Below are 19,208 nucleotides of genomic sequence, written 5' to 3'. Positions count from 1 at the left end.
GGCGGGTGTGACCGGGCGGGGTGGGCGGCGGCGGTGTGCGGTCGGGCACCGGAGCGGATCCGCTCGGATCGGGCAATAGGATGGGCGGTCACGGTGGAGGGGAGCGGCATGACGCGGACGGGTCGCGACGGCGGGGTGGGCTGGTGACCCCGCGCGGTTGGGCGGTGCTGAGCCTGGCCGGGCTGGCGGTCGCGCTGGTCGTGGCCGTCGTGCTGCTGGTGCCGTGGGGCCGGCCGCCGGCCCCACGGGCGGACCAGCTCGCGGCGTTGCGGTCGCTCCCGGTCGACCAGGTCGCCCGGGGTCGGGCGTTTCACGACGCGTTGCGTCCGGCCGGCTGGTCGGCGCTCGCGGTCGGGCTGGTGGTGGCGCTGCTGCTCGGACTCACCCCGCTGGGTGGGCGCCTGGTCGAGCTGGCCGGCCGGCCCTTCGGCGGCCACTGGGTCGCGCAGGCCGTGCTCGGCGGGCTGGCCGTCATGTTCCTCGCCGACCTGCTCACGCTGCCCTTCTCGGCCTGGCGCCGCACCGTGCTGGTCCGCTACGGGCTGAGCACCCAGGGCTGGGGCGGCTGGGCGGTCGACCTGCTCAAGTCGTACGCCGTCAGCGCGGTCATCGGGGCGCTGGTGCTGCTCGGCTTCTACACGGTGGTGCGGCTCGCCCCCCGCTGGTGGTGGGCGTTCGGCGCGGCCGGCGCCGCCGCCCTGGTGGTCGTGCTGTCGTTCGTGCTGCCGGTGCTGGTCGAGCCGGTCTTCAACCGGTTCACCCCGATGGAGCCGGGCCCGCTGCGTACGGAGTTGACCAGCATGGCCGCCCGGGACGGTGTCCCGGTGCGCGACGTGCTGGTCGCTGACGCCTCCCGACGGACCCGGGCGGTCAACGCCTACGTCTCCGGGCTCGGACCGACCCGGCGGGTCGTGGTCTACGACACCCTGCTGCGCGAGGCCGAGCCGGCGGAGGTGACCAGCGTGGTCGCGCACGAGCTGGGGCACGCGAAGGACCGGGACGTCTGGACCGGCACCGTGCTCGGCGCGCTCGGCGCCGCCGCCGCGGTGGTGGCCCTCTACCTGGTCGGCTCGTGGACGCCGCTGTTGCGGCTGGCCGGCGTCGAGTCCATCGCCCAGCCCCGCGCGTTCCCGCTGCTGATCGCGTTGGTCACGGTGGCAGGTCTGCTCGCGACCCCGGTGCAGGCGCTGGTCTCCCGCCGGGTGGAGGCCCGCGCCGACGCGCATGCGCTGGCGCTCACCGGCGACCCGACGACGTTCGAGGCGATGCAGCGCCGCCTGGCCGGGGTCAACCTGTCCGACCCCGACCCGCCGCGCTGGGAGTACCTGTGGTCGGCGTCCCACCCGTCCACCGTGGAGCGGATGGCCGCCGCCCGCGCCTACGCCAGGGAGACCGGCCGATGAGCCGCACCTTGCTGATCACCAACGACTTCCCGCCCCGCCCCGGCGGCATCCAGTCCTTCGTGCACAACCTGGCCGTACGGCAGCCCGCCGGCTCGGTGGTGGTCTACGCGTCGAGCTGGCGCGGCGCGGAGAAGTTCGACGCCGACCAGCCGTTCGAGGTGGTTCGCGAACGCACCAAGGTGCTGCTGCCCACCCCGCTGGTGGCGCGGCGGGCGGCTCGACTGGCCCGGTCGTACGGCTGCGACACGGTGTGGTTCGGCGCGGCGGCCCCGCTGGGGCTGCTGGCGTCCGGGCTGCGCCGGCGGGCGGGGATCCGCCGGGCGGTGGCGCTGACCCACGGGCACGAGGTCGGCTGGGCCGCGCTGCCCGGCGCCCGCGCCGCGCTGCGCCGCATCGGCCGGGGCGTCGACGTGACCACCTACCTCGGCGAGTACACCCGGGTCCGGCTGGCCCGGGCGCTGGACGGGCTCACCGAGCTGCGGCGGCTCGCGCCCGGGGTGGACGTGGACACCTACCACCCGGGCGTGGACGGCGGGCAGGTCCGGCTGCGGCTGGGGCTCGCCGATCGGCCGGTGGTGGTGTGCGTGTCCCGGCTGGTGCCGCGCAAGGGACAGGACATGCTGATCCGGGCGATGCCCGAGATCCGCCGTCGGGTGCCGGACGCCGCGCTGCTGGTCGTCGGCGGTGGGCCCTACCGGGCGACGCTGGAGAAGCTGGCCCGACAGACCGGGGTGGAGCGGGACGTGGTCTTCACCGGCTCGGTGCCCACCGCCGAGCTGCCCGCGCACTACGCGGCCGGTGACGTCTACGCGATGCCCTGCCGCACCCGCAACCGGGGCCTGGACGTGGAGGGCCTCGGCATCGTCTACCTGGAGGCGAGCGCGACCGGGCTGCCGGTGGTGGCCGGTGACTCCGGCGGCGCGCCGGACGCCGTCCGCGACGGGGAGACCGGGTACGTGGTCCGGGGCCGGGACGTGGCCCAGCTCGCCGACCGGGTGTCCACCCTGCTCGCCGACCGCGACCTGGCGCAACAGTTCGGCGCGGCCGGACGCGCCTGGGTGGAGCGGGAGTGGCGCTGGGAGACCCAGGCCGAGCGGATGGCCGCCCTGCTCGCCGGCTGACCAGCGCGGCCACCAAACTGTCAGACCCGCAGCGCGGCCCGCTCGGCCGCGGGCGACGGTGCCGCGGCCACCCGCCGACGGGACAGCCGCCCCGGCCACCAGGTACGCGCGCCCAGGTCCAGGGTCAGCGCCGGGATCAGCAGGCTGCGCACCAGGAGCGTGTCGAGCAGGATGCCGACCGCCACGATCACCCCCATCTGCACCGACGGCACCAGCGGCAGCACCAGCAGGGCGCCGAAGGTGGCCGCCAGCACCACCCCGGCGCTGGTGATCACACCGCCGGTGACGGTGAGCGCCCGCAGCATCCCGGGCCGGTGCCCGATCGACGCGGTCTCCTCCCGGGCCCGGGTCATCAGGAAGATCGTGTAGTCGACGCCGAGCGCGACCAGGAACAGGAACGCCTGCAGCGGCACCCCGACGAACAGCCGTGGGTGACCCAGCGCGTCGAGCAGCAGCCCGGCCGCGCCCATCGCCGCCGCGTACGACAGCACCACGCTCGCCATCAGCAGCAGCGGCGCGACCAGCGCGCGCAGCAGGAGCACCAGGATCACCAGGACCACGGCGAGCACCAGCGGAATGACCACCCGGTTGTCCCGGTCCACCGTGCGCCGCTCGTCGAGCAGCGTCGCGGTGCGCCCGCCGACCAGCGCCTGCGCGCCGGGCACCGCGTGCACCTCGGTCCGCAGCCGGCTCACGGTGTCCCGGGCCGGGGCGCTGTCCGGGGCGGCGGCGAGCACCGCGGTGACGCGTACCCAACGGCCGTCGGCGGACCGCCGCGGGCCGCCCACCTCCGCGACGCCCGGCACCGCGCGGACCGCGTCCACCACCCGGTCGGCCGCGCCGGCGGCGGCCAGCACCTCGACCGGCGCGGTCGACCCGCCCGGGTAGTGGGCGGCGACCAGCCGCTGGCCGGTGACCGAGCCGACCTCGGTGGTGAAGGACTCGTCGTCGGGCAGGCCGAGGGCGAGGTTGCCGATCCCGAGGGTCAGCGCGACCAGGGCCGCGGCGGTGCCCACCCAGACCAGGCGCGGCCGGCGACCGACCAGGCCGGCGACCCGCCGCCACACCCCGTGGTCGGCGGTGCGGTCCCGCTCGTCCGCGCCGGGGGTGTGGCGCGGCACGAACGGCCAGAACAGCCACCGGCCGCACAGGACGAGCACCGCCGGCAGCAACGTGGTCATCGCCAGCAGCGCGGCCACGATGCCGACCGCGCCGACCGGTCCCAGGCCGCGGGTGGCGGGCAGGTCCGCCGCGACCAGGCAGAGCAGGCCGAGCGCGACGGTCGCCGCGGAGGCGCAGACCGCGCCGTACGACCGGCGCAGCGCGACCGCCATCGCGGCGTGCCGGTCGGCGTGCCGGCGCAGCTCCTCCCGGTAGCGGGCGATGAGCAGCAGGGCGTAGTCCACGCCGACGCCGAAGACCAGCACGGTGAGGATGGTCTGGCTCTGGAAGTCCACGGCCAGGCCGGCGTGCCGGGCCAGCAGGTAGACGGTGGCGCCGGCGAGCTGGTTGGCGACGCCCACCGCGAGCAGCGGCACCAGCCACAGCACCGGGCTGCGGTAGGTGACCAGCAGGAGCAGGGCGACGGTGACGGCGGTGGCCAGCAGCAACGCGCCGTCCATCCCGTCGAACGCGTCCCAGATGTCGCTCTCGGCGGCCGCGTCGCCGGTCAGCGCGGTCCGCAGCCCCGGCACGCCCTCGGCGAGGCGGTCCTTCATGGCGCTCACCGCGTCGGCGCGCCGCTGCTCGTCGGCGGTGACCGGCAGCGAGAACAGCAGCGCCCGGCCGTCCGCGCTCGGCACCGGAGGGGAGACCGCGCCGCCGTCGGCGTACCCGGCGAAGGCCGCCCGGTCGGCGTCGACCCGGGCCCGGTCGGCGGCGGTGAGGCCGGTGTCGCGGACGTAGACGGCGACGGCCAGCTGCCGGCGGGCCTCGGGGAAGGCGGCCTCGGCCCGCTGCGCGGCGCGGCTGCTCTCGACGCCGGGCGGCAACGCGCCGAGCGTCGAGTTGTCCTGCGTCTCGCCCAGCTTCAGCGCGAGCGGCCCGGCGGCCGCGAGCAGCACCAACCAGAGGACGAGGACGGCGTACTTGCCGCGGCGGCCGGCGGGCAGCCCGGCCATTCGGTACGGGGACATCCGGTTTCCTCTCACTCGTGCCCGGCGCGGACCGCGGGCCCTGTCTGCGATCCTTCGCCGCCGGCGGCCCACCGGTCAGGGGTGCCGCCCCGACTCCACGGGTGGGGCCAGCACCACCGGATCCGCGGCGGCGGTGCCGGAGAATGAGGTCCGTGGACGCATCGGTGCGCGTACTGCTTCGGACCTGGCTGCGGCCCGGCGCGGTGACCGCCGCCCAGGGGCTGCTGATCGCGCTGCTGTCGTTGACCACGCACGTGGCCCTGTTCGTGCTGTCGCTGGCCGCGCTGGTGCTGATCCCGGCGTTCGGCGTCGGCTTCGCCCTCTTCCCGGTGGTCACCGCCGGGGTACGGGTCTGCGCCGGGCTGCACCGTCGGCTGGCCGGGTGGGGCGGCGTCGGGATGGCCACGCCGTACCTGCCGGCGCCGGCCGGCGCGCAGTTCGGCACGTGGCGGCGGTTCCGCTGGGTGGTGGCCGACCCGGCGACCTGGCGGGACCTGGCCTGGCTGCTGCCCGGCGCGGTCACCGGCGCGGTGTGCCTGGCCGCGTTCGCCCTCCCGCTGTACGGCCTGGAGGGGCTGGTCGGCGTCCCGCTGGTGCTGCACACCGTCGACGTCTGGTACGGCTACGGCCCGTTCTGGCCGGTCGACAACCTGGTGGAGGCGCTGCTCTGCTTCCCGCTCGGCGCGTTGCTGCTGGCCGTCGGCGTTGCGGCCGGGCGCTGGCTGGTCTGGCTGCACGTCACGTTCGCCGGGTTCTTCCTGCCGCCGACGCGCAGCGCCGAGCTGGCCCTGCGGGTGCGGCAGTTGACCGTCACCCGGGCCGAGACGGTGGACGCGCAGGCCGCCGAGCTGCGCCGGATCGAACGGGACCTGCACGACGGCGCGCAGGCCCGGCTGGTCGCGCTGAGCATGAGCATCGGCCTGGCCGAGCAGCTGGTGCGCGACGACCCGGAGGCGGTCCGTCGACTGCTCGCCGAGGCCCGGGAGAGCAGCGGGCAGGCGCTGGCCGAGCTGCGTGGGCTGGTGCGCGGCATCCACCCGCCGGTGCTCGCCGAGCGGGGCCTGCCCGGCGCGGTACGGGCGCTGGCGCTGGCCGTACCGCTGCCGGTGGACGTCACCGTCGACCTGCCCGGCCGGCCGGCGGCCCCGGTCGAGTCGGCCGCGTACTTCGCGGTGGCCGAGGCGTTGGCGAACGTGGGCAAGCACAGCGGGGCGACCCGCGCCTGGGTGCAGCTGCGGCACGCCGGCGGACGGCTGTCGGTCGTGGTCGGTGACGACGGCCGGGGCGGCGCGGAGGCGGCGGCGGGCGGCGGGTTGGCCGGGACGGGGCGTCGGCTGGCCGCGTTCGATGGGACGATGACGGTGACCAGTCCGGTGGGTGGGCCCACCGTCATCAGCATGGAGCTGCCGTGCGAGTTGTCATCGCCGAGGACCTCGCCCTCCTCCGGGACGGGTTGACCCGGATCCTGGAGGCGTTCGGCTGTCAGGTGGTGGCGGCCGTCGACAACGGACCGTCGGTGCTGCCGGCGCTGACCGCGCACCGGCCGGACGTCGCGGTCATCGACGTCCGGTTGCCGCCGACGTTCACCGACGAAGGGCTGCAGGCGGCGGTGCGGGCCCGCGCCGAGCTGCCCGGGCTGCCGGTGCTGGTGCTGTCCCAGCACGTCGAGCAGCTCTACGCCCGGGAGCTGCTCGCCGACCGGCGCGGCGGGGTCGGCTACCTGCTCAAGGACCGGGTGTCCCACGTGGACCAGTTCGTCGACGCGGTGCGCCGGGTCGCCGCCGGCGGCACCGTGATGGACCCGGAGGTGGTCGCGCAGCTGCTGGCCCGCCGGGCCGGCGCGGAGCCGCTCGACGAGCTGACCCCGCGTGAGCGGGAGGTGCTCGGCCTGATGGCCGAGGGCCGGTCGAACGCGGCCGTCGCCGCCCGGCTGTTCGTCACCGAGAAGGCCGTCGACAAGCACATCAACAGCATCTTCAGCAAGCTGCGGATGCCGCCGTCCGGCGACGACAACCGGCGGGTGCTGGCGGTCCTGGCCTACCTGGACGGAGCGGACACCCGACGCCTTCCGAGCTGACCGCGCCGCGGTGTGGCGTGGGGCCCCGCGCCCTCACGTGTCAAGCAGGGCCCCCTCCTATGCCGCAGGCGTTAAGAGGGGGCCCTTCCTTACGCGGCGGGCGCGTGGCTGAGGTGCTGCACGGCCGGTCCCGGGCGGCCGAAGTGCCAGCCCTGCCCGGCGTCGCAGCCGATCGCGCGCAGGCGGTCCGCCTGGTGCGCCGTCTCCACCCCCTCGGCGGTGACGGTGAGGCCGAGCGCGTGCGCCAGCGAGACCAGCGAGCCGAGGATCCGCTCGTCGGTACGGCCGCCCGGGTCGCCGGCCGGGGCCCGCAGCCCGGTCACGAACTCACCGGCCACCTTCAGCTCGTCGACCGGCAGGTCCCGTAGGTAGGCGAGGTTGCAGTAGCCGGTGCCGAAGTCGTCGATCGCCACCCGGACACCGAGGTCGCCCAGCACCCGCAGCGCCCGCACCGGCTCGACCACCGTGCTCATCATGGTGCTCTCGGTGATCTCCAGTTGCAGCCGTTCCGGCGCCAGGCCGGTGCGGCCGAGCACGCCTCGCACCTCCGGCACGAGATCGGCCCGGTGCAGTTGGCGGACGGCCAGGTTGACGCTGACGAACGGGGCGGCGCCGTCCGTCGCCCGCCAGGTGCCCGCCTCGCGGCACGCCTCGGCCAGCACCCAGCTGCCGAGCCGGACGATCAGGCCGGTCTCCTCGGCCAGCGGGATGAAGCTGTCCGGCCGGAGCACACCCAGCTCCGGGTGGCGCCAGCGCACCAGCGCCTCCATGCCGAGCACCCGGCCGTCGCGCAGCGACGTGAGCGGCTGGTAGTCGAGGTAGAACTCGCCCCGGTCCAGCGCGGCGGGGATCGCCGCGGAGAGCGCGTACCGGGCCAGCTCGCGGCGGTTGCGGTCGGCGTCGAACAGCGACCAGCGCGCCCCGCCGGCGGCCTTGGCCCAGTGCAGCGTGCTGTCCGCCGCGCGCATCAGCTCCATCGGGGAGGTGCCGGCCACGGGCCGCTCCACGATGCCGATGCTGGCCGACACGGTCAGCTCGTGCCCGTCGACCAGCGCCGGCTCCCGCACCGCGGCCAGCGCCGCCTCGGCCACCTTGACCGCGTCGTCGGTGCCGGCGGTGCGTTCCACCAGGACGACGAACTCGTCGCCGCCCAGGCGGGCCACCATGTGCTCGCCGAGCGCCCGGCGCAGCCGCTGGGCCACCGCGACCAGCAACGAGTCGCCGACCTGGTGGCCGAGCGAGTCGTTGACCACCTTGAAGCGGTCCAGGTCGAGGAAGCAGACGCCGACCCGGTCGGCGCCCCGGCCCGGGGTGTCGATCGCGGCGGTCAGCCGCTCGGTGAACAGCGTCCGGTTGGGCAGGTCGGTCAGCGGGTCGTGGGTGGCCTGGTGCCGGAACCGGGCCTCGCTGTCGCGCAGCGCCCGTTCGGCGTGGGCCCGGGCCATCATCGCGGCCCGGCGGATCGACTCCTGCTCGTCGAGCGTACGGTCGCGCAGCGCGCGGGCGTACCCGGTGGCGACGGTGGCGAGCAGCCGGGCCATCCGGTCCTCGACGTCGTCGACGACCAGGTCGAGGTCGCGGACCAGGCGCAGCTGGATCACCTCGACGGTGCGGCCCAACCCCTCGGCGGAGGCGATGTGCGACTGCACCAGCTCCGCGCCCACCTGCTGGCCGATCCGCAGGTCGAACGGGTCGGCCCGCAGCGCCTGGGCGAGCCGCTCGGTGAGCCGCTGGAGCACCTCCTCCAGCTGCGCCTGGGTCATCGGCAGGTAGCTGGTGCCGGAGACCGCCTTGGCCCAGGCGCGGGCGAAGACGCTGGGACGGTGGCGGCCGGCGGTGGCGGCCACGTCGTCAGCCACCGAGCCGCCCGACCCCGCCCATGAAGACCGCCCGCTCGGCGTTCTCCGCCTGGTCGGGGGCATCCGGACGCCACTGCGGCACCCACACCACGCCCGGGTCGACCAGCTCGAAGCCGTCGAAGAGCGCGGTCAGCTCGGCCCGACCGCGGATGAACAGCTGGCTGTCGGTGCGCCGGTAGACCCGTTCGGCCTCGGCCCGCTCGCCGGTGCAGTCCCGGCCGTCGTCGCTGGCCTGGGAGAGCACCAGGTGGCTGCCGGGGGCCAGCGCCGCGCGCAGCGTCCGCAGGATCTCCTCCGGGCGGTCGGCGTCGGGGACGAAGTGCAGCACCGCCACGATCATCACGGCGACCGGCTGGGAGAAGTCGAGCAGCCGGTTGACGTCCGGGTGGCCCAGGATCGCCTCCGGGTCGCGCAGGTCCTCGCGCACCACCGCGGCCCGCTCGTTGCCGGCCAGGATCTCCTGGCTGTGCGCCACCGCGACCGGGTCCACGTCGACGTAGACCACCCGGGACTCGGGGTCGATCCGCTGGGCGATCTCGTGCACGTTGCCCACGGTCGGGATGCCGGAGCCGATGTCCAGGAACTGGCGTACGCCGGCCTCGGCGAGGTAGTGCACCGCCCGGCGCAGGAAGGCCCGGTTGGCCTGGGCCATCAGCGGGGCCTCCGGCACCGCCTCCACCATCGCCCGGGCGGCGGCCCGGTCGGCCGCGAAGTTGTGCGAGCCGCCGAGGTAGTAGTCGTACATGCGGGCCACGCTGGGGCGCTCGATGTCGATGGTCTCGGGTGCCCAGTCCGGCCGCTGCATGTCCCTGCCCTTTGGGTGTCGGCGACGCGCGGCCGTCACCGCCGCGCGGATCACCCGGGTATTCTGCCTGCCCGCCGTCGTGCTGCAAAGACCGCCGTCGCTACGCGTCCGGCCCTTCACCGTACGCGGTCACGTGCGCCCGGAATGCCGGAGAGGCCCGCGTCCGGCGTGCGGACTCAGGCCTCTCCGGCGACGGCGTCAGAACTTCGGCGCGTCCGGGGCCTCCAGCAGCCCCAGCCGCAGCGCGGTCATCAGCGCCTGGGCGCGGTTGGCCGCGCCCAGCTTCTCGTAGAGCTTGGAGATGTGGGTCTTGGCGGTCGACTCGCTGACGAAGAGCTGCTTGGCGATGCCGGCGACGCTCATGCCGTCGGCGAGCAGGCGCAGCACCTGGCCCTCGCGCGGGGACAGCTGCGGGCCGGACGGGGCGAGCCGGCGCTTCATCGCCTCGGCCAGGTCGGCTGCGGTGAACGCGCTGGGGGAGGAGGCGGCGTGCCGGGCGGCGGCCACCACCTCGTCGGCCGGCGCGGTCTTCGGCACGAACGCGCTGGCACCCGCCTCCAGGGCGCCGAAGAGCTGGTCGTCGCCGGCGTACATGGTCAGCACGACGATGCCCATCGACGCGCTGGACTTGCGCAGCGCGCGGGTCGCCTCCAGGCCGCTGCCGTCGGGCAGCCGCAGGTCCATGATCACCACGTCCGGCTGGAGCGCGCCGGCCTGGCGCACGCCCTCCGCGGCCGTGGCGGCCTCGCCCACGACCTCGAACTGCCGGTCCCTCTCGAAGGCGTGCCGCAGACCCTTGCGGATCAGGTCGTGATCGTCGACAAGGAGAACCTTGGTACGGGTGGCCGGTGTCGGGCTAGTGGTCATCCTCGGGTTACTCCCCTTCTGCTGCTGCGGCGCTGCCGCGCACCTTATCGCGCCGGGGCGACGAGCCGAGTACCACCGCCACGGTTGTGCCGCTGGGTTGCCGCGGCCTGATCTCCAACCGGCCCCGGATACGTTCCGCCCTCTCCGCCATGATCGCAAGACCATAGTGCCCCTCCGGGCGCTGGTCACCGATGCCGTGACCGTCATCCGACACTTCGATTCGGGCGTACGGGGGATCCACCTCACACGTGACCCAGAGGTTCGACGCGCCGGCGTGCTTGCGGGCGTTGGTCACCGCCTCCTGCGCGATGCGCAGCAACTCGGCCTCGGTGGCGGCCGGCAGCCGGGCGGTGGACTCGTCCAGCGACAGGTTCACCCGCAGGCCGCCGGCCGCGCCGACGGTGCGCGCGTACTCGGCGATGGCCGCGGCCAGGCCGCCGTGCCGGTCCACCTCGCTGCGCAGCTCGAACAGGCTGAGCCGCAGCTCGGTGATCACCCGGGTGACCTCGTGGCGCAGCGTGCGCAGCGACTCGGCGGTCTCCTCGGCGTCGTCGTGCACGGTGGCCAGGGCGTTGTCGATGCCGTAGCCGACCATGACCAGCTCCTGGGCGACCCCGTCGTGGATCTCCCGGGCCAGTCGCTGCCGCTCCTCGTTGGTGGCCAGCGAGCGCACCTCGTCGAAGAGCAGGGCGGCCTCCAGCCGCAGCGCGGCCGGGCCGGTCAGCGCGGTCACCCGGGACACCACCGGCGGCGGGTACGCGGCGGCGGTGTCCGCCTCGACCACCACCAGGCCGACCGTGCGCACGCCGGCGACCAGCGGCACGATCAGCGCGGAGACCTCGCCGGAGCGCCGGGACCGGGCCTGCGAGCGGGCCGAGACGGTCGGCTGCTGGCTGGCCCAGGCGTCGGCGATGGCCGAGTCGGCGTCGAGCGTCGTCTCCCAGTCGACCCGGTCCGCGCCGATCTGGGCGAGCACGACCAGCCGGCCGCCGCCGCTGGCGGAGAGCACCGCGCCGCGGTCGGTCTTCGCCACCACCCGCAGCTCCTCCAGCAGGTGCTCGGAGATGCCGCCCGGGTCCAGGGTGGCGCCGGGCAGCTGACGGGCGACCGTCCGCAGCTGGGTGAGCAGGCGGGTGGCCTCCGCGTACGGCTGGGGCTTGCCGGCGTTGCGGACCCGGATCACGCGTTGCAGGGTGCCGGCGGTGTAGAGGCCGAGGCCGGCCAGGATCAGCCACTGGGCGCAGACCGCGAGGTAGCCGAGCTGGCCGAGCTGCGGCTCGCCGCCCACCTCGGTGAACGCGGCGCTGGCCAGCAGCGTGGCCGCCGCCACGGCGAGCAGCGCGGCGCCCTCGCGGAACCGGCGGCGCAGCGCGGTCACGGTGACCGGAACGGCGAGGTAGGGCAGCACGGCCGAGGCGCCCAGCCCGCCGGTGACACCGGTGAGCTGGGTGTCGGCGGCGACCTGGCTGGCGGCCAGGCCGAGCACCACGACCTCGGCGAAGCGGCTGATCGGGGCGAGCAGCCGGTGCTGCGGCGCCAGCACGGCGGGCAGGCCGGCGACGCCGAGCAGGGCGATCCACCAGAGCTGGCTGGCGTCGCGGGTGGCGAACAGGGTCAGGGCGGCGACCAGCGCGAGGAGGACCGCGCGGGCCGCGACCGCGAGGGGCTGCGTCTGCGGCTGGCCGGATGTGGAGGCGGGCACCTGACGGATGGTAGTCAGCGCTGGTAGATCTCCGCGATCTCCGTGGCGTACGTCTTGTGCACGACCTGTCGCTTGACCTTCAGCGAGGGGGTCAGCTCGCCGGTCGTCTCGGTGAAGTCCTGGGGCAGGATCCGGAACACCTTGATCGCCTCGGCCTTGGAGACGGACAGGTTGGCCTGGTCGACCGCGCTCTGCACCTCGGCCCGCAACGCCTCGTCCTCGCGCAGCTCGGCCGCGGTGGTGGTCTCCGGGCGCCCGTGCGCGGCCAGCCACTTCGGCAGCGCCTCCTCGTCGATGGTGACCAGCGCCGAGATGAACGGCTGCCGGTCGCCCACGACCACGCACTGGCTGACCAGCGGATGCGCCCGGACCTGGTCCTCCAGCACCGCGGGGGCGACGTTCTTGCCGCCCGCGGTCACGATGATCTCCTTCTTGCGGCCGGTGATGCTCAGGTAGCCGTCCTCGTCGAGCTGGCCCAGGTCGCCGGTGCGGAACCAGCCGTCGGTGGTCAGCGCCTCGGCGGTGGCCGCCTCGTTGTGCCAGTAGCCCTGGAAGACGATGTCGCCGGAGATCAGGATCTCGCCGTCGTCGTCGATCCGGATGGTCACGCCGGGCAGCGGCCGGCCGACCGTGCCGATCCGGGTGCCGGTGGGCAGGTTGGCGGCGGCGGCCGGCGAGGTCTCGGTGAGGCCGTACCCCTCGCAGATGGTCACCCCGACGCCGCGGAAGAAGTGGCCGAGCCGGGCGCCGAGCGGCGCCCCGCCGGAGATGGCGTCGCGGCACCGCCCGCCCATGGCGGCGCGCAGCTTGCCGTAGACCAGCTTGTCGAACAGGGTGTGCTGGGCGCGCAGCGCCAGGCCCGGGCCGCCCGGGGTCTCCAGCGCCTCGCTCCAGGCGATGGCGACCTTCTCCGCCCGGTCGAAGATCTTGCCCTTGCCGTCGGCCTCGGCCTTCTGCCGCGCGCCGTTGTAGACCTTCTCGAAGACCCGGGGTACGGAGAGCACGAACGTCGGCTTGAACTCCTGCAGCTCGCCGACCAGGTCCTTGGTGTCGGCGCAGTGCGCCATGGTGGCCCGGGCCTGCACCACGCCGACCTGGATCAGCCGGGCGAACGCGTGTGCGAGCGGCAGGAAGAGCAGGGTGGAGGCGCCCTCGCGGAACAGGTTGGGCAGCACCGGCACCGCGTTGGCGATGTCGGCGTAGATGTTGCGGTGGGTCAGCACGCAGCCCTTCGGCCGGCCGGTGGTGCCGCTGGTGTAGATGATCGTGGCGACGTCGTCGGCCTTCAGCATCGACCGGCGGACCTCGATCTCGGCCGGGTCCACCGAGGCGCCGGCGGCGACCAGGTCGTCGACCGCGCCCAGCTCGATCTGCCAGACCTCGCGCAGCTCGGGCAGCCGGTCCCGGACGCCGGCGACCAGGGTGGCGTGCGCGGTGCTCTCCACGACCACGGCCACGGCGCCGGAGTCGCCGAGGATCCAGGCGGCCTGCTCGGCGCTGGAGGTCTCGTAGATCGGCACGGTGACCGCGCCGGCGGCCCAGATGGCGTAGTCGAACAGGGTCCACTCGTAGCGGGTGCGGCTCATCAGGGCGACCCGGTCGCCGGGGGAGACGCCGGCCGCGACCAGGCCCCGGGCCACCGCGACCACCTCGTCGCGGAACTGCCGGCAGGTCACCTCGGACCGGGACGCGGGCCCCGCGTCACCGATCTGGCGGACGAACTGCACGGTGTCCGGGGCGACCTCGGCGTTTTCCCAGACCGGGTCGGTCAGGTTGGCCGCGTCGCCGACGGTGACGATCGGCGGAACGGAGAACTCGCGCACCTGCACTCCCTCGTGCTCGCACCGGCGGGGGCCGGCCTGGTCGGCTAGTCGAAACCTACCCGCCCGCCCCGGTGGGTCGGCCAGGGAGGTTGCCCGCCCGGCTGGTGGGACACCCGGCGGGCGGGTGGAGCGGCGCGGTCCGGCCGGTGGCCGGGTAGCCTCCCCCCATGGCGGACACCTCCACCCAGTCGATCATCATCGGCGCCGCACCGGACCGGGTGGCGGCGGTCATCTGCGACTTCCCCCGCTACCCGGAGTGGGCCGAGGCGGTGCGGCAGGCCGAGGTGGTCGAGGAGTACGAGGACGGCTACGCCAGCCAGGTCCGGTTCACGCTGGACGCGGGCGTGCTGGCCGACGAGTACGTGCTGGCCTACGAGTACGCCGAGGACATCTCCCGGATCGAGTGGCACCTGGTCGCGCCGTCGAAGATGCAGCGGTCCCAGCGCGGCTCGTACGACCTGGTCGGCAATCCGGACGGGACGACCACGGTGACCTACACGCTCGAGGTGGAGCTGTCCGTGGCGATGCTCGGCATGTTCCGCCGCAAGGCCGAGAAAATGATCATGGATGCCGCGTTGAAGCAGCTCAAGCGCCGGGTAGAAGCACCCGGTGCGGCGCACTGACCCGACCGTCGTCCCGGTTGCCACGCTGGAGGAGCCGAACCATGGGCACCACTGATCCGGGTTCGGCCCGGGAAGAGGCCGAGCGCCTCGTCGCCACGCTGCTGGCCTCCGCCAGGTTGGCCGCCGCGGCCCCCGGTTCGGGCCCGTGGGGTCCGCTCGGTGGGATCCTCTCCGGTGTCCTCGGTCACACCCCGGGCGGGGCCGGCCCGGGGCGCCCCTCGTCGCACGCCTCGGCCCCGGCGGCCGGGGGCGCCGGTTTCGCCACCGGTTCCCCGGAATGCTGCGTCTGTCCGGTCTGTCGCGGGATCGCGGCGTTGCGTGACCCGAGTCCGGAATTCGCCGAGCGGCTGGCCACCGGCGCCGGCGACCTGGCCGCCGGGGTGGCCAGCCTGCTGCGGGCGTTCGCCCCGGCCGAACCGGCCGGACCGGCCACCCCGAGCGGTGCCGCTCCCGGCGAACCCGGGGACCACGTGTGGCGCGAGGCGACCCGTACCGGGCATGATTCTCAGCCGGCACCCGAGCAGGACGTCTGGTCCGCCGCCACCCGGGGGGCGGACGCTTCCGACCCGGGTGCCTCGTCGCAACCGCCCGCCGACGCCGCCGGGCCGGACGAGCCGGCGTCGAGCCGGCCGCCGGCCGGCCAACCCGTGGTGCCCGCCTCGCGGGCGTCCGGCGAGGTGGGCGCGGACGCATCAGGCGACGGGGCCTGACCACCGGACATCCCGGGACCGCAACGGCCGGTTCGGCCGGTGCCGGGGCAGCACAGCAGAGGGGAGTGGCAGCGGTGACGCTGACCATCGGAGTCGACGTCGGTGGCACGAAGGTGGCCGGCGGTGTCGTGGACGACACCGGCGCGGTACTCGTGCAGACGCGACGGGACACCCCCGCCGACGACGTGGCCAAGACCCGCGACGTCATCATCGAGGTGGTCACCGAGCTGGCCACCGGCCGCACGGTCGAGGCCGTCGGCATCGGCGCGGCCGGCTGGATCGACGCCTCCCGCTCCACCGTGCTCTTCGCCCCCAACCTGGCCTGGCGGGACGAGCCGCTGCGCGAGTACGTCGGCAACGCCACCGGCCTGCCGGTGATCGTGGAGAACGACGGGAACGTGGCCGCCTGGGCGGAGTTCCGCTACGGCGCCGCCCGCGACGCCGACGACTCGATGGTCATGTTCACCATCGGCACCGGCGTCGGCGGCGGCATCGTCCTCGGCGGCGAGCTGGTCCGGGGCGCCCACGGCATCGCCGCCGAGCTGGGGCACATGCTCACCGTGCCGGACGGCCACCAGTGCGGCTGCGGCCGGCTGGGCTGCATCGAGCAGTACGCCAGCGGCAGCGCCCTGGTCCGCTTCGCCCGGGCCGCCGCCCGGCAGGAGCCGCACCGGGCCACCGCGCTGCTGGAGCTGGCCGACGGCGAGGCCGAGGCGATCACCGGCCCGATGGTGACCGCCGCGGCCAAGGGCGGCGACCCGGTCTCCACCGAGGCGTTCGCCCAGGTCGGCCGCTGGCTCGGCACCAGCCTCGCCGACATGGCGCAGATCCTCGACCCGCAGGTGCTGGTGGTCGGCGGCGGCGTGATCGACGCCGGCGACCTGCTGCTCGGCCCGACCCGGCGGTCGTTCACCGACGCCCTGGCGCAGCGCAGCCGCCTGCCCGTCGCCGAGGTGCGCCCGGCCGAGCTGGGCAACACCGCCGGCGTGATCGGCGCCGCCGACCTGGCCCGGCGGATCTGACGTGGCGGGTCCGGGTGTGCCGCTGCGGGTGCTGTCGTACAACGTCCACAGCCAGCGCGACGACACCGCCGCGCTGGCCGAGGTGGTCCGGGAGGTCGCCCCGGACGTGGTGATCGTCCAGGAGGGACCGCGCCGGTTCCGGTGGCGGCAGAAGTCCGCCACGCTGGCCGAGTCGTTCGGCATGGTGGTGGCGGCCGGCGGCCTGCCGTCGCTGGGCAATCTGTTGCTGACCACCCTGCGGGTGCGGGTCACCGAGACGCGGTGCCAGCGGTATCCGCTGACCCCGGGCCGGCACCTGCGTGGCGCGGCGTACGCGCGGTGCCGGGTGGGCGGGGTCGACTTCCTGCTGGCCGGCTCGCACCTGTCCACCGACCCGACGGAGCGGCCGGCTCAGGCGGCGGCGTTCAAGCGGGAGCTGGCCGCGTCGCCGCTGCCCGTGGTGGCCGGCGCGGACCTCAACGAGGGGCCGGACGGGCCGGCCTGGCGGACCGTCGCCGAGGGGCTGACCGACGCCGCGGTGGCCGCCGACCGGGCCGACCGGCACACGTTCTCCTGCGCCGACCCGCGCCGCCGTATCGACGCGCTCTTCGTCGACCCGCGGATCACCGTGGCCGACTACGACGTGGTCGACACCCCGCGCACCCGCCGGGCCAGCGACCACTTCCCGGTCCTGGTCGATCTGCTGCTGCCCACCGAATGACCGCCCCGGCGCGCGCCGGGGCCGCGCGTCCGGGTGGGCCGTGGCGGACCGGACGGCTGGACAACGGCGGGCATTGTCGGCAGGATTTCGCACCGACCGGCACGCGTGCCGCACAAAAGGAGATGTCCCGGTGTCCTCCTCCACCGACCTCGGTCGCCCCGACCCGGACCCGACCGTCGTCCCGAGCCGGGACGACCGACCGGTCTCCGACCGGGGCGACACGGTCTGCGTCATCGGCGCCGGCGCCAGCGGCCTGACCGCCGTCAAGAACCTCCGCGAGGCCGGCTTCGGCGTGGACTGCTACGAGCGGGAGACCGGCGTCGGCGGCGCGTGGAACTGGCGGCACGACCGCAGCCCGGTGTACGCCAGCACGCACCTCATCTCGTCCCGGCCGTTCACCCAGTTCCCGGACTTCCCGATGCCGGACGACTGGCCGGACTACCCGCACCACAGCCAGCTGCTGTCCTACTTCGAGCGGTACGCCGACCACTTCGACCTGCGCCAGCACGTCTGGTTCGGCACCGAGGTGGTCCGGGTCGAGCCGGTCGAGGGGGACCGGTGGGACGTGACCACCCGCAGCACCGGCGGTTACGGCCCGGAGCGCACCTCCCGTTACGCCGCCGTGGTGCTGGCCAACGGGCACAACTGGTCGCCGAAGCTGCCCCGCTACGAAGGGCTGGAGGAGTTCCGCGGCGAGGTCATGCACGCCTCGTCCTACAAGGACCCGGCGCAGCTGCGCGGCAAGCGGGTGCTGGTGGTCGGCGCCGGCAACACCGGCTGCGACATCGCGGTCGAGGCGGCCCAGCAGGCGTCGCACTGCTGGCACTCCACCCGGCGCGGCTACTGGTACGCCCCGAAGTACGTCCTCGGCCGCCCCGCCGACCAGGTGAACGACACGCTGCTGGCGTTGCGGGTGCCGCTGCGGGTGCGGCAGTGGCTCTACCACTGGACGCTGCGGCTGACCGTCGGCGACCTGACCCGGTTCGGCCTGCCGAAGCCCGACCACCGGGTCTACGAGACGCACCCGATCGCCAACAGCCAGCTCGTCTACTACGTCGGCCACGGCGAGATCACCCCGGTGCCGGACGTGGCCCGGTTCCACGACCGCACGGTGGAGCTGGCCGACGGGCGGCGGATCGACCCGGAGCTGGTCGTCTTCGCCACCGGCTACCTGCCGCGCTTCGAGTTCCTCAAGGGCCGGGTGCTCGGCGACGAGGACGGCTCCGGCCGCCCCCGGCTCTGGCTGAACGCCTTCACCGCCGGCCATCCCACGCTGGCCGTGGTCGGTCTGGTGCAGCCGGACTCCGGCATCTTCACCATCTCGCACTGGCAGAGCGTGCTCTTCGCCCGGCTGCTCACGCTGCGCGCGACCCGACCGGAGCGGGCCGAGGCGTTCGACCGCCGGGTCCGTGCCGGGCTCGGCGAGCGGTACTCGGCGAAGGTCAAGGACAGCACCCGGCACTGGTTCGAGGTCGGGCACGCCGACTACCTGCGCGCTCTGCAGCGCGCCTTGCACGAGCTGGAGGAGGGCAAATGACCAGCGAGCGGGTGCGGGTGGTGCGGGGCTGGGAGTGGGCCCGACCGGAGCGGCCGGTGCGGCGGGAGGTGCTGGCCGCGGTGCCCGAGCGGGAGGAGGCGAAGCCGCCGCTGCTGTTCGTGCCCGGGTTCGGGCACGGCGCCTGGGCGTTCGCCGAGCACTGGCTCGGCCACGCCGCCGAGCGCGGCTTCCCGGCGTACGCGCTGAGCCTGCGCGGGCACGGCGGCAGCGAGCCGGCGCCGGAGGCGACGCTGCGGTCGTACACCCATGACGTGGTCCAGGTGGCGGCGAGCCTGCCGCGGCAGGCGGTGCTGGTGGGGCACGGCGCGGGCGCCCGGGTGGTGGCGCACGCGATGTCCCGCTACCCGGCGCGGGCCGCGGTGCTGGTGGCGCCGGTGCTCGGCGGCTGGGCGACGGTCGGCACGGCCCTGCGCCGCAACCCGGCCGGCACGCTGCCGGCGGTCTTCGGGGCGGGGCTGCGGCTCAACCGGCGGCAGTTGTTCAGCCGGGAGCTGCCCGACGCCGACGCCCGCCGGCACGTGGCGCGGCTGGGTCGGGCCGGGCGCCGGGCGCAGTGGCAGCTGCTCACCGGCCGGCAGCCCGAGCCGGCGGTGGGCCGGCCGCCGGTGCTGGTGCTGGGCAGCCCGGACGACCGGGTGCTGCCGCCGGCCGCGCTGACCCGGGCGGCCCGCCGCTACGCCTCCGCGCCGCTGCTGTTCCCCGGCATGGGCCACGACCTGATGCTCGACGCCCGCTGGCGGGAGCCGCTCGACGCGCTCCTGGACTGGCTGGACAAGGACCCGGCGCCCGCCCCGCCCGGCTGA

General features: G+C 75.1%; 16 protein-coding genes. 10 read left to right on the top strand and 6 right to left on the bottom strand.

Going from position 1 to position 19,208, the window contains the following annotated elements:
• Positions 1–143 precede the first annotated feature (143 nt).
• Both ACN27B_RS01085 and ACN27B_RS01080 read left to right on the top strand, forming a co-directional pair.
• A complete protein-coding gene (locus ACN27B_RS01085; RefSeq protein WP_099164239.1) occupies positions 144–1,403 on the top strand; it encodes a M48 family metallopeptidase in 1,260 nt (419 codons plus the stop codon).
• Entirely contained in the window at positions 1,400–2,524 is a 1,125-nt protein-coding gene (locus ACN27B_RS01080) for a glycosyltransferase family 4 protein (protein ID WP_099164240.1), read from the top strand. Before ACN27B_RS01085 ends, ACN27B_RS01080 begins: the two co-directional genes overlap by 4 nt.
• Positions 2,525–2,544: 20 nt before the next feature.
• Here ACN27B_RS01080 and ACN27B_RS01075 read toward each other — a convergent pair whose 3' ends face one another.
• Positions 2,545–4,659 (bottom strand): MMPL family transporter, encoded by a 2,115-nt coding sequence (locus tag ACN27B_RS01075; RefSeq protein WP_422743066.1) that lies wholly within the window; start codon positions 4,657–4,659, stop codon positions 2,545–2,547.
• Positions 4,660–4,823: 164 nt separating this feature from the next.
• Here ACN27B_RS01075 and ACN27B_RS01070 point away from each other — a divergent pair, with 164 nt between their 5' ends.
• The gene (locus ACN27B_RS01070) at positions 4,824–6,116 is read left to right on the top strand and encodes a sensor histidine kinase (RefSeq protein ID WP_253866255.1); all 1,293 of its coding nucleotides are present in this window, start codon (positions 4,824–4,826) and stop codon (positions 6,114–6,116) included.
• On the top strand, positions 6,068–6,736 hold the full coding sequence (locus ACN27B_RS01065) for a response regulator (protein ID WP_091573219.1): 669 nt from the start codon (positions 6,068–6,070) through the stop codon (positions 6,734–6,736). Before ACN27B_RS01070 ends, ACN27B_RS01065 begins: the two co-directional genes overlap by 49 nt.
• 89 nt (positions 6,737–6,825) lie before the next feature.
• Here ACN27B_RS01065 and ACN27B_RS01060 read toward each other — a convergent pair whose 3' ends face one another.
• The 5 genes from ACN27B_RS01060 to ACN27B_RS01040 all read right to left on the bottom strand — a co-directional run bounded on the left by ACN27B_RS01060 (position 6,826) and on the right by ACN27B_RS01040 (position 13,792).
• A complete protein-coding gene (locus ACN27B_RS01060) occupies positions 6,826–8,658 on the bottom strand; it encodes a putative bifunctional diguanylate cyclase/phosphodiesterase (RefSeq protein ID WP_422743063.1) in 1,833 nt (610 codons plus the stop codon).
• Positions 8,588–9,400, bottom strand: a complete 813-nt coding sequence (locus tag ACN27B_RS01055) for an SAM-dependent methyltransferase (RefSeq protein WP_422743061.1) — start codon at positions 9,398–9,400, stop codon at positions 8,588–8,590. Before ACN27B_RS01055 ends, ACN27B_RS01060 begins: the two co-directional genes overlap by 71 nt.
• Before the next feature lie 198 nt (positions 9,401–9,598).
• Positions 9,599–10,267, bottom strand: coding sequence for a response regulator transcription factor (locus ACN27B_RS01050; RefSeq protein WP_007072219.1), 669 nt, complete (start codon positions 10,265–10,267; stop codon positions 9,599–9,601).
• 7 nt (positions 10,268–10,274) lie between these two features.
• Positions 10,275–11,969 (bottom strand): GAF domain-containing sensor histidine kinase, encoded by a 1,695-nt coding sequence (locus ACN27B_RS01045; protein WP_091573221.1) that lies wholly within the window; start codon positions 11,967–11,969, stop codon positions 10,275–10,277.
• A gap of 14 nt (positions 11,970–11,983) precedes the next feature.
• Complete coding sequence (locus ACN27B_RS01040) at positions 11,984–13,792, bottom strand: AMP-dependent synthetase/ligase (protein WP_099164990.1); 1,809 nt, start codon at positions 13,790–13,792, stop codon at positions 11,984–11,986.
• Positions 13,793–13,959: 167 nt separating this feature from the next.
• On the opposite strand from ACN27B_RS01040, the gene ACN27B_RS01035 reads away from it, so the two are divergent.
• The 6 genes from ACN27B_RS01035 to ACN27B_RS01010 all read left to right on the top strand — a co-directional run bounded on the left by ACN27B_RS01035 (position 13,960) and on the right by ACN27B_RS01010 (position 19,208).
• The gene (locus tag ACN27B_RS01035) at positions 13,960–14,415 is read left to right on the top strand and encodes an SRPBCC family protein (RefSeq protein ID WP_091573222.1); all 456 of its coding nucleotides are present in this window, start codon (positions 13,960–13,962) and stop codon (positions 14,413–14,415) included.
• A gap of 41 nt (positions 14,416–14,456) precedes the next feature.
• Complete coding sequence (locus tag ACN27B_RS01030) at positions 14,457–15,125, top strand: hypothetical protein (protein WP_099164243.1); 669 nt, start codon at positions 14,457–14,459, stop codon at positions 15,123–15,125.
• A gap of 74 nt (positions 15,126–15,199) precedes the next feature.
• Positions 15,200–16,147, top strand: a complete 948-nt coding sequence (locus ACN27B_RS01025; protein ID WP_099164244.1) for an ROK family glucokinase — start codon at positions 15,200–15,202, stop codon at positions 16,145–16,147.
• A gap of 1 nt (position 16,148) precedes the next feature.
• A complete protein-coding gene (locus ACN27B_RS01020) occupies positions 16,149–16,847 on the top strand; it encodes an endonuclease/exonuclease/phosphatase family protein (protein ID WP_422743057.1) in 699 nt (232 codons plus the stop codon).
• A 130-nt stretch (positions 16,848–16,977) separates the two neighbouring features.
• Positions 16,978–18,384: a flavin-containing monooxygenase gene (locus ACN27B_RS01015; protein WP_099164246.1), complete on the top strand. Its 1,407-nt coding sequence runs from the start codon at positions 16,978–16,980 to the stop codon at positions 18,382–18,384.
• Positions 18,381–19,208, top strand: a complete 828-nt coding sequence (locus ACN27B_RS01010) for an alpha/beta hydrolase (protein ID WP_357961753.1) — start codon at positions 18,381–18,383, stop codon at positions 19,206–19,208. The genes ACN27B_RS01015 and ACN27B_RS01010 overlap by 4 nt, the downstream gene beginning before the upstream one ends.

It is taken from the genome of Micromonospora sp. WMMD754 (assembly GCF_049315235.1).
Taxonomy (GTDB): Bacteria; Actinomycetota; Actinomycetes; order Mycobacteriales; family Micromonosporaceae; genus Micromonospora; species Micromonospora sediminicola.
Note: the sequence above shows the minus strand (reverse complement) of the source record. Positions and strands in the feature narration are given on the sequence as shown.

What these genes read in the sequence shown, in the direction of transcription:
- ACN27B_RS01080 (WP_099164240.1), top strand. Translation starts at nt 1,400, where the DNA reads ATGAGCCGCACCTTGCTGATCACCAACGACTTCCCGCCCCGCCCCGGC.
- ACN27B_RS01010 (WP_357961753.1), top strand. Translation starts at nt 18,381, where the DNA reads ATGACCAGCGAGCGGGTGCGGGTGGTGCGGGGCTGGGAGTGGGCCCGA.
- ACN27B_RS01035 (WP_091573222.1), top strand. Translation starts at nt 13,960, where the DNA reads ATGGCGGACACCTCCACCCAGTCGATCATCATCGGCGCCGCACCGGAC.
- ACN27B_RS01055 (WP_422743061.1), bottom strand. Translation starts at nt 9,400, where the DNA reads ATGCAGCGGCCGGACTGGGCACCCGAGACCATCGACATCGAGCGCCCC.
- ACN27B_RS01030 (WP_099164243.1), top strand. Translation starts at nt 14,457, where the DNA reads ATGGGCACCACTGATCCGGGTTCGGCCCGGGAAGAGGCCGAGCGCCTC.
- ACN27B_RS01075 (WP_422743066.1), bottom strand. Translation starts at nt 4,659, where the DNA reads ATGTCCCCGTACCGAATGGCCGGGCTGCCCGCCGGCCGCCGCGGCAAG.
- ACN27B_RS01060 (WP_422743063.1), bottom strand. Translation starts at nt 8,658, where the DNA reads ATGCCCCCGACCAGGCGGAGAACGCCGAGCGGGCGGTCTTCATGGGCG.
- ACN27B_RS01050 (WP_007072219.1), bottom strand. Translation starts at nt 10,267, where the DNA reads ATGACCACTAGCCCGACACCGGCCACCCGTACCAAGGTTCTCCTTGTC.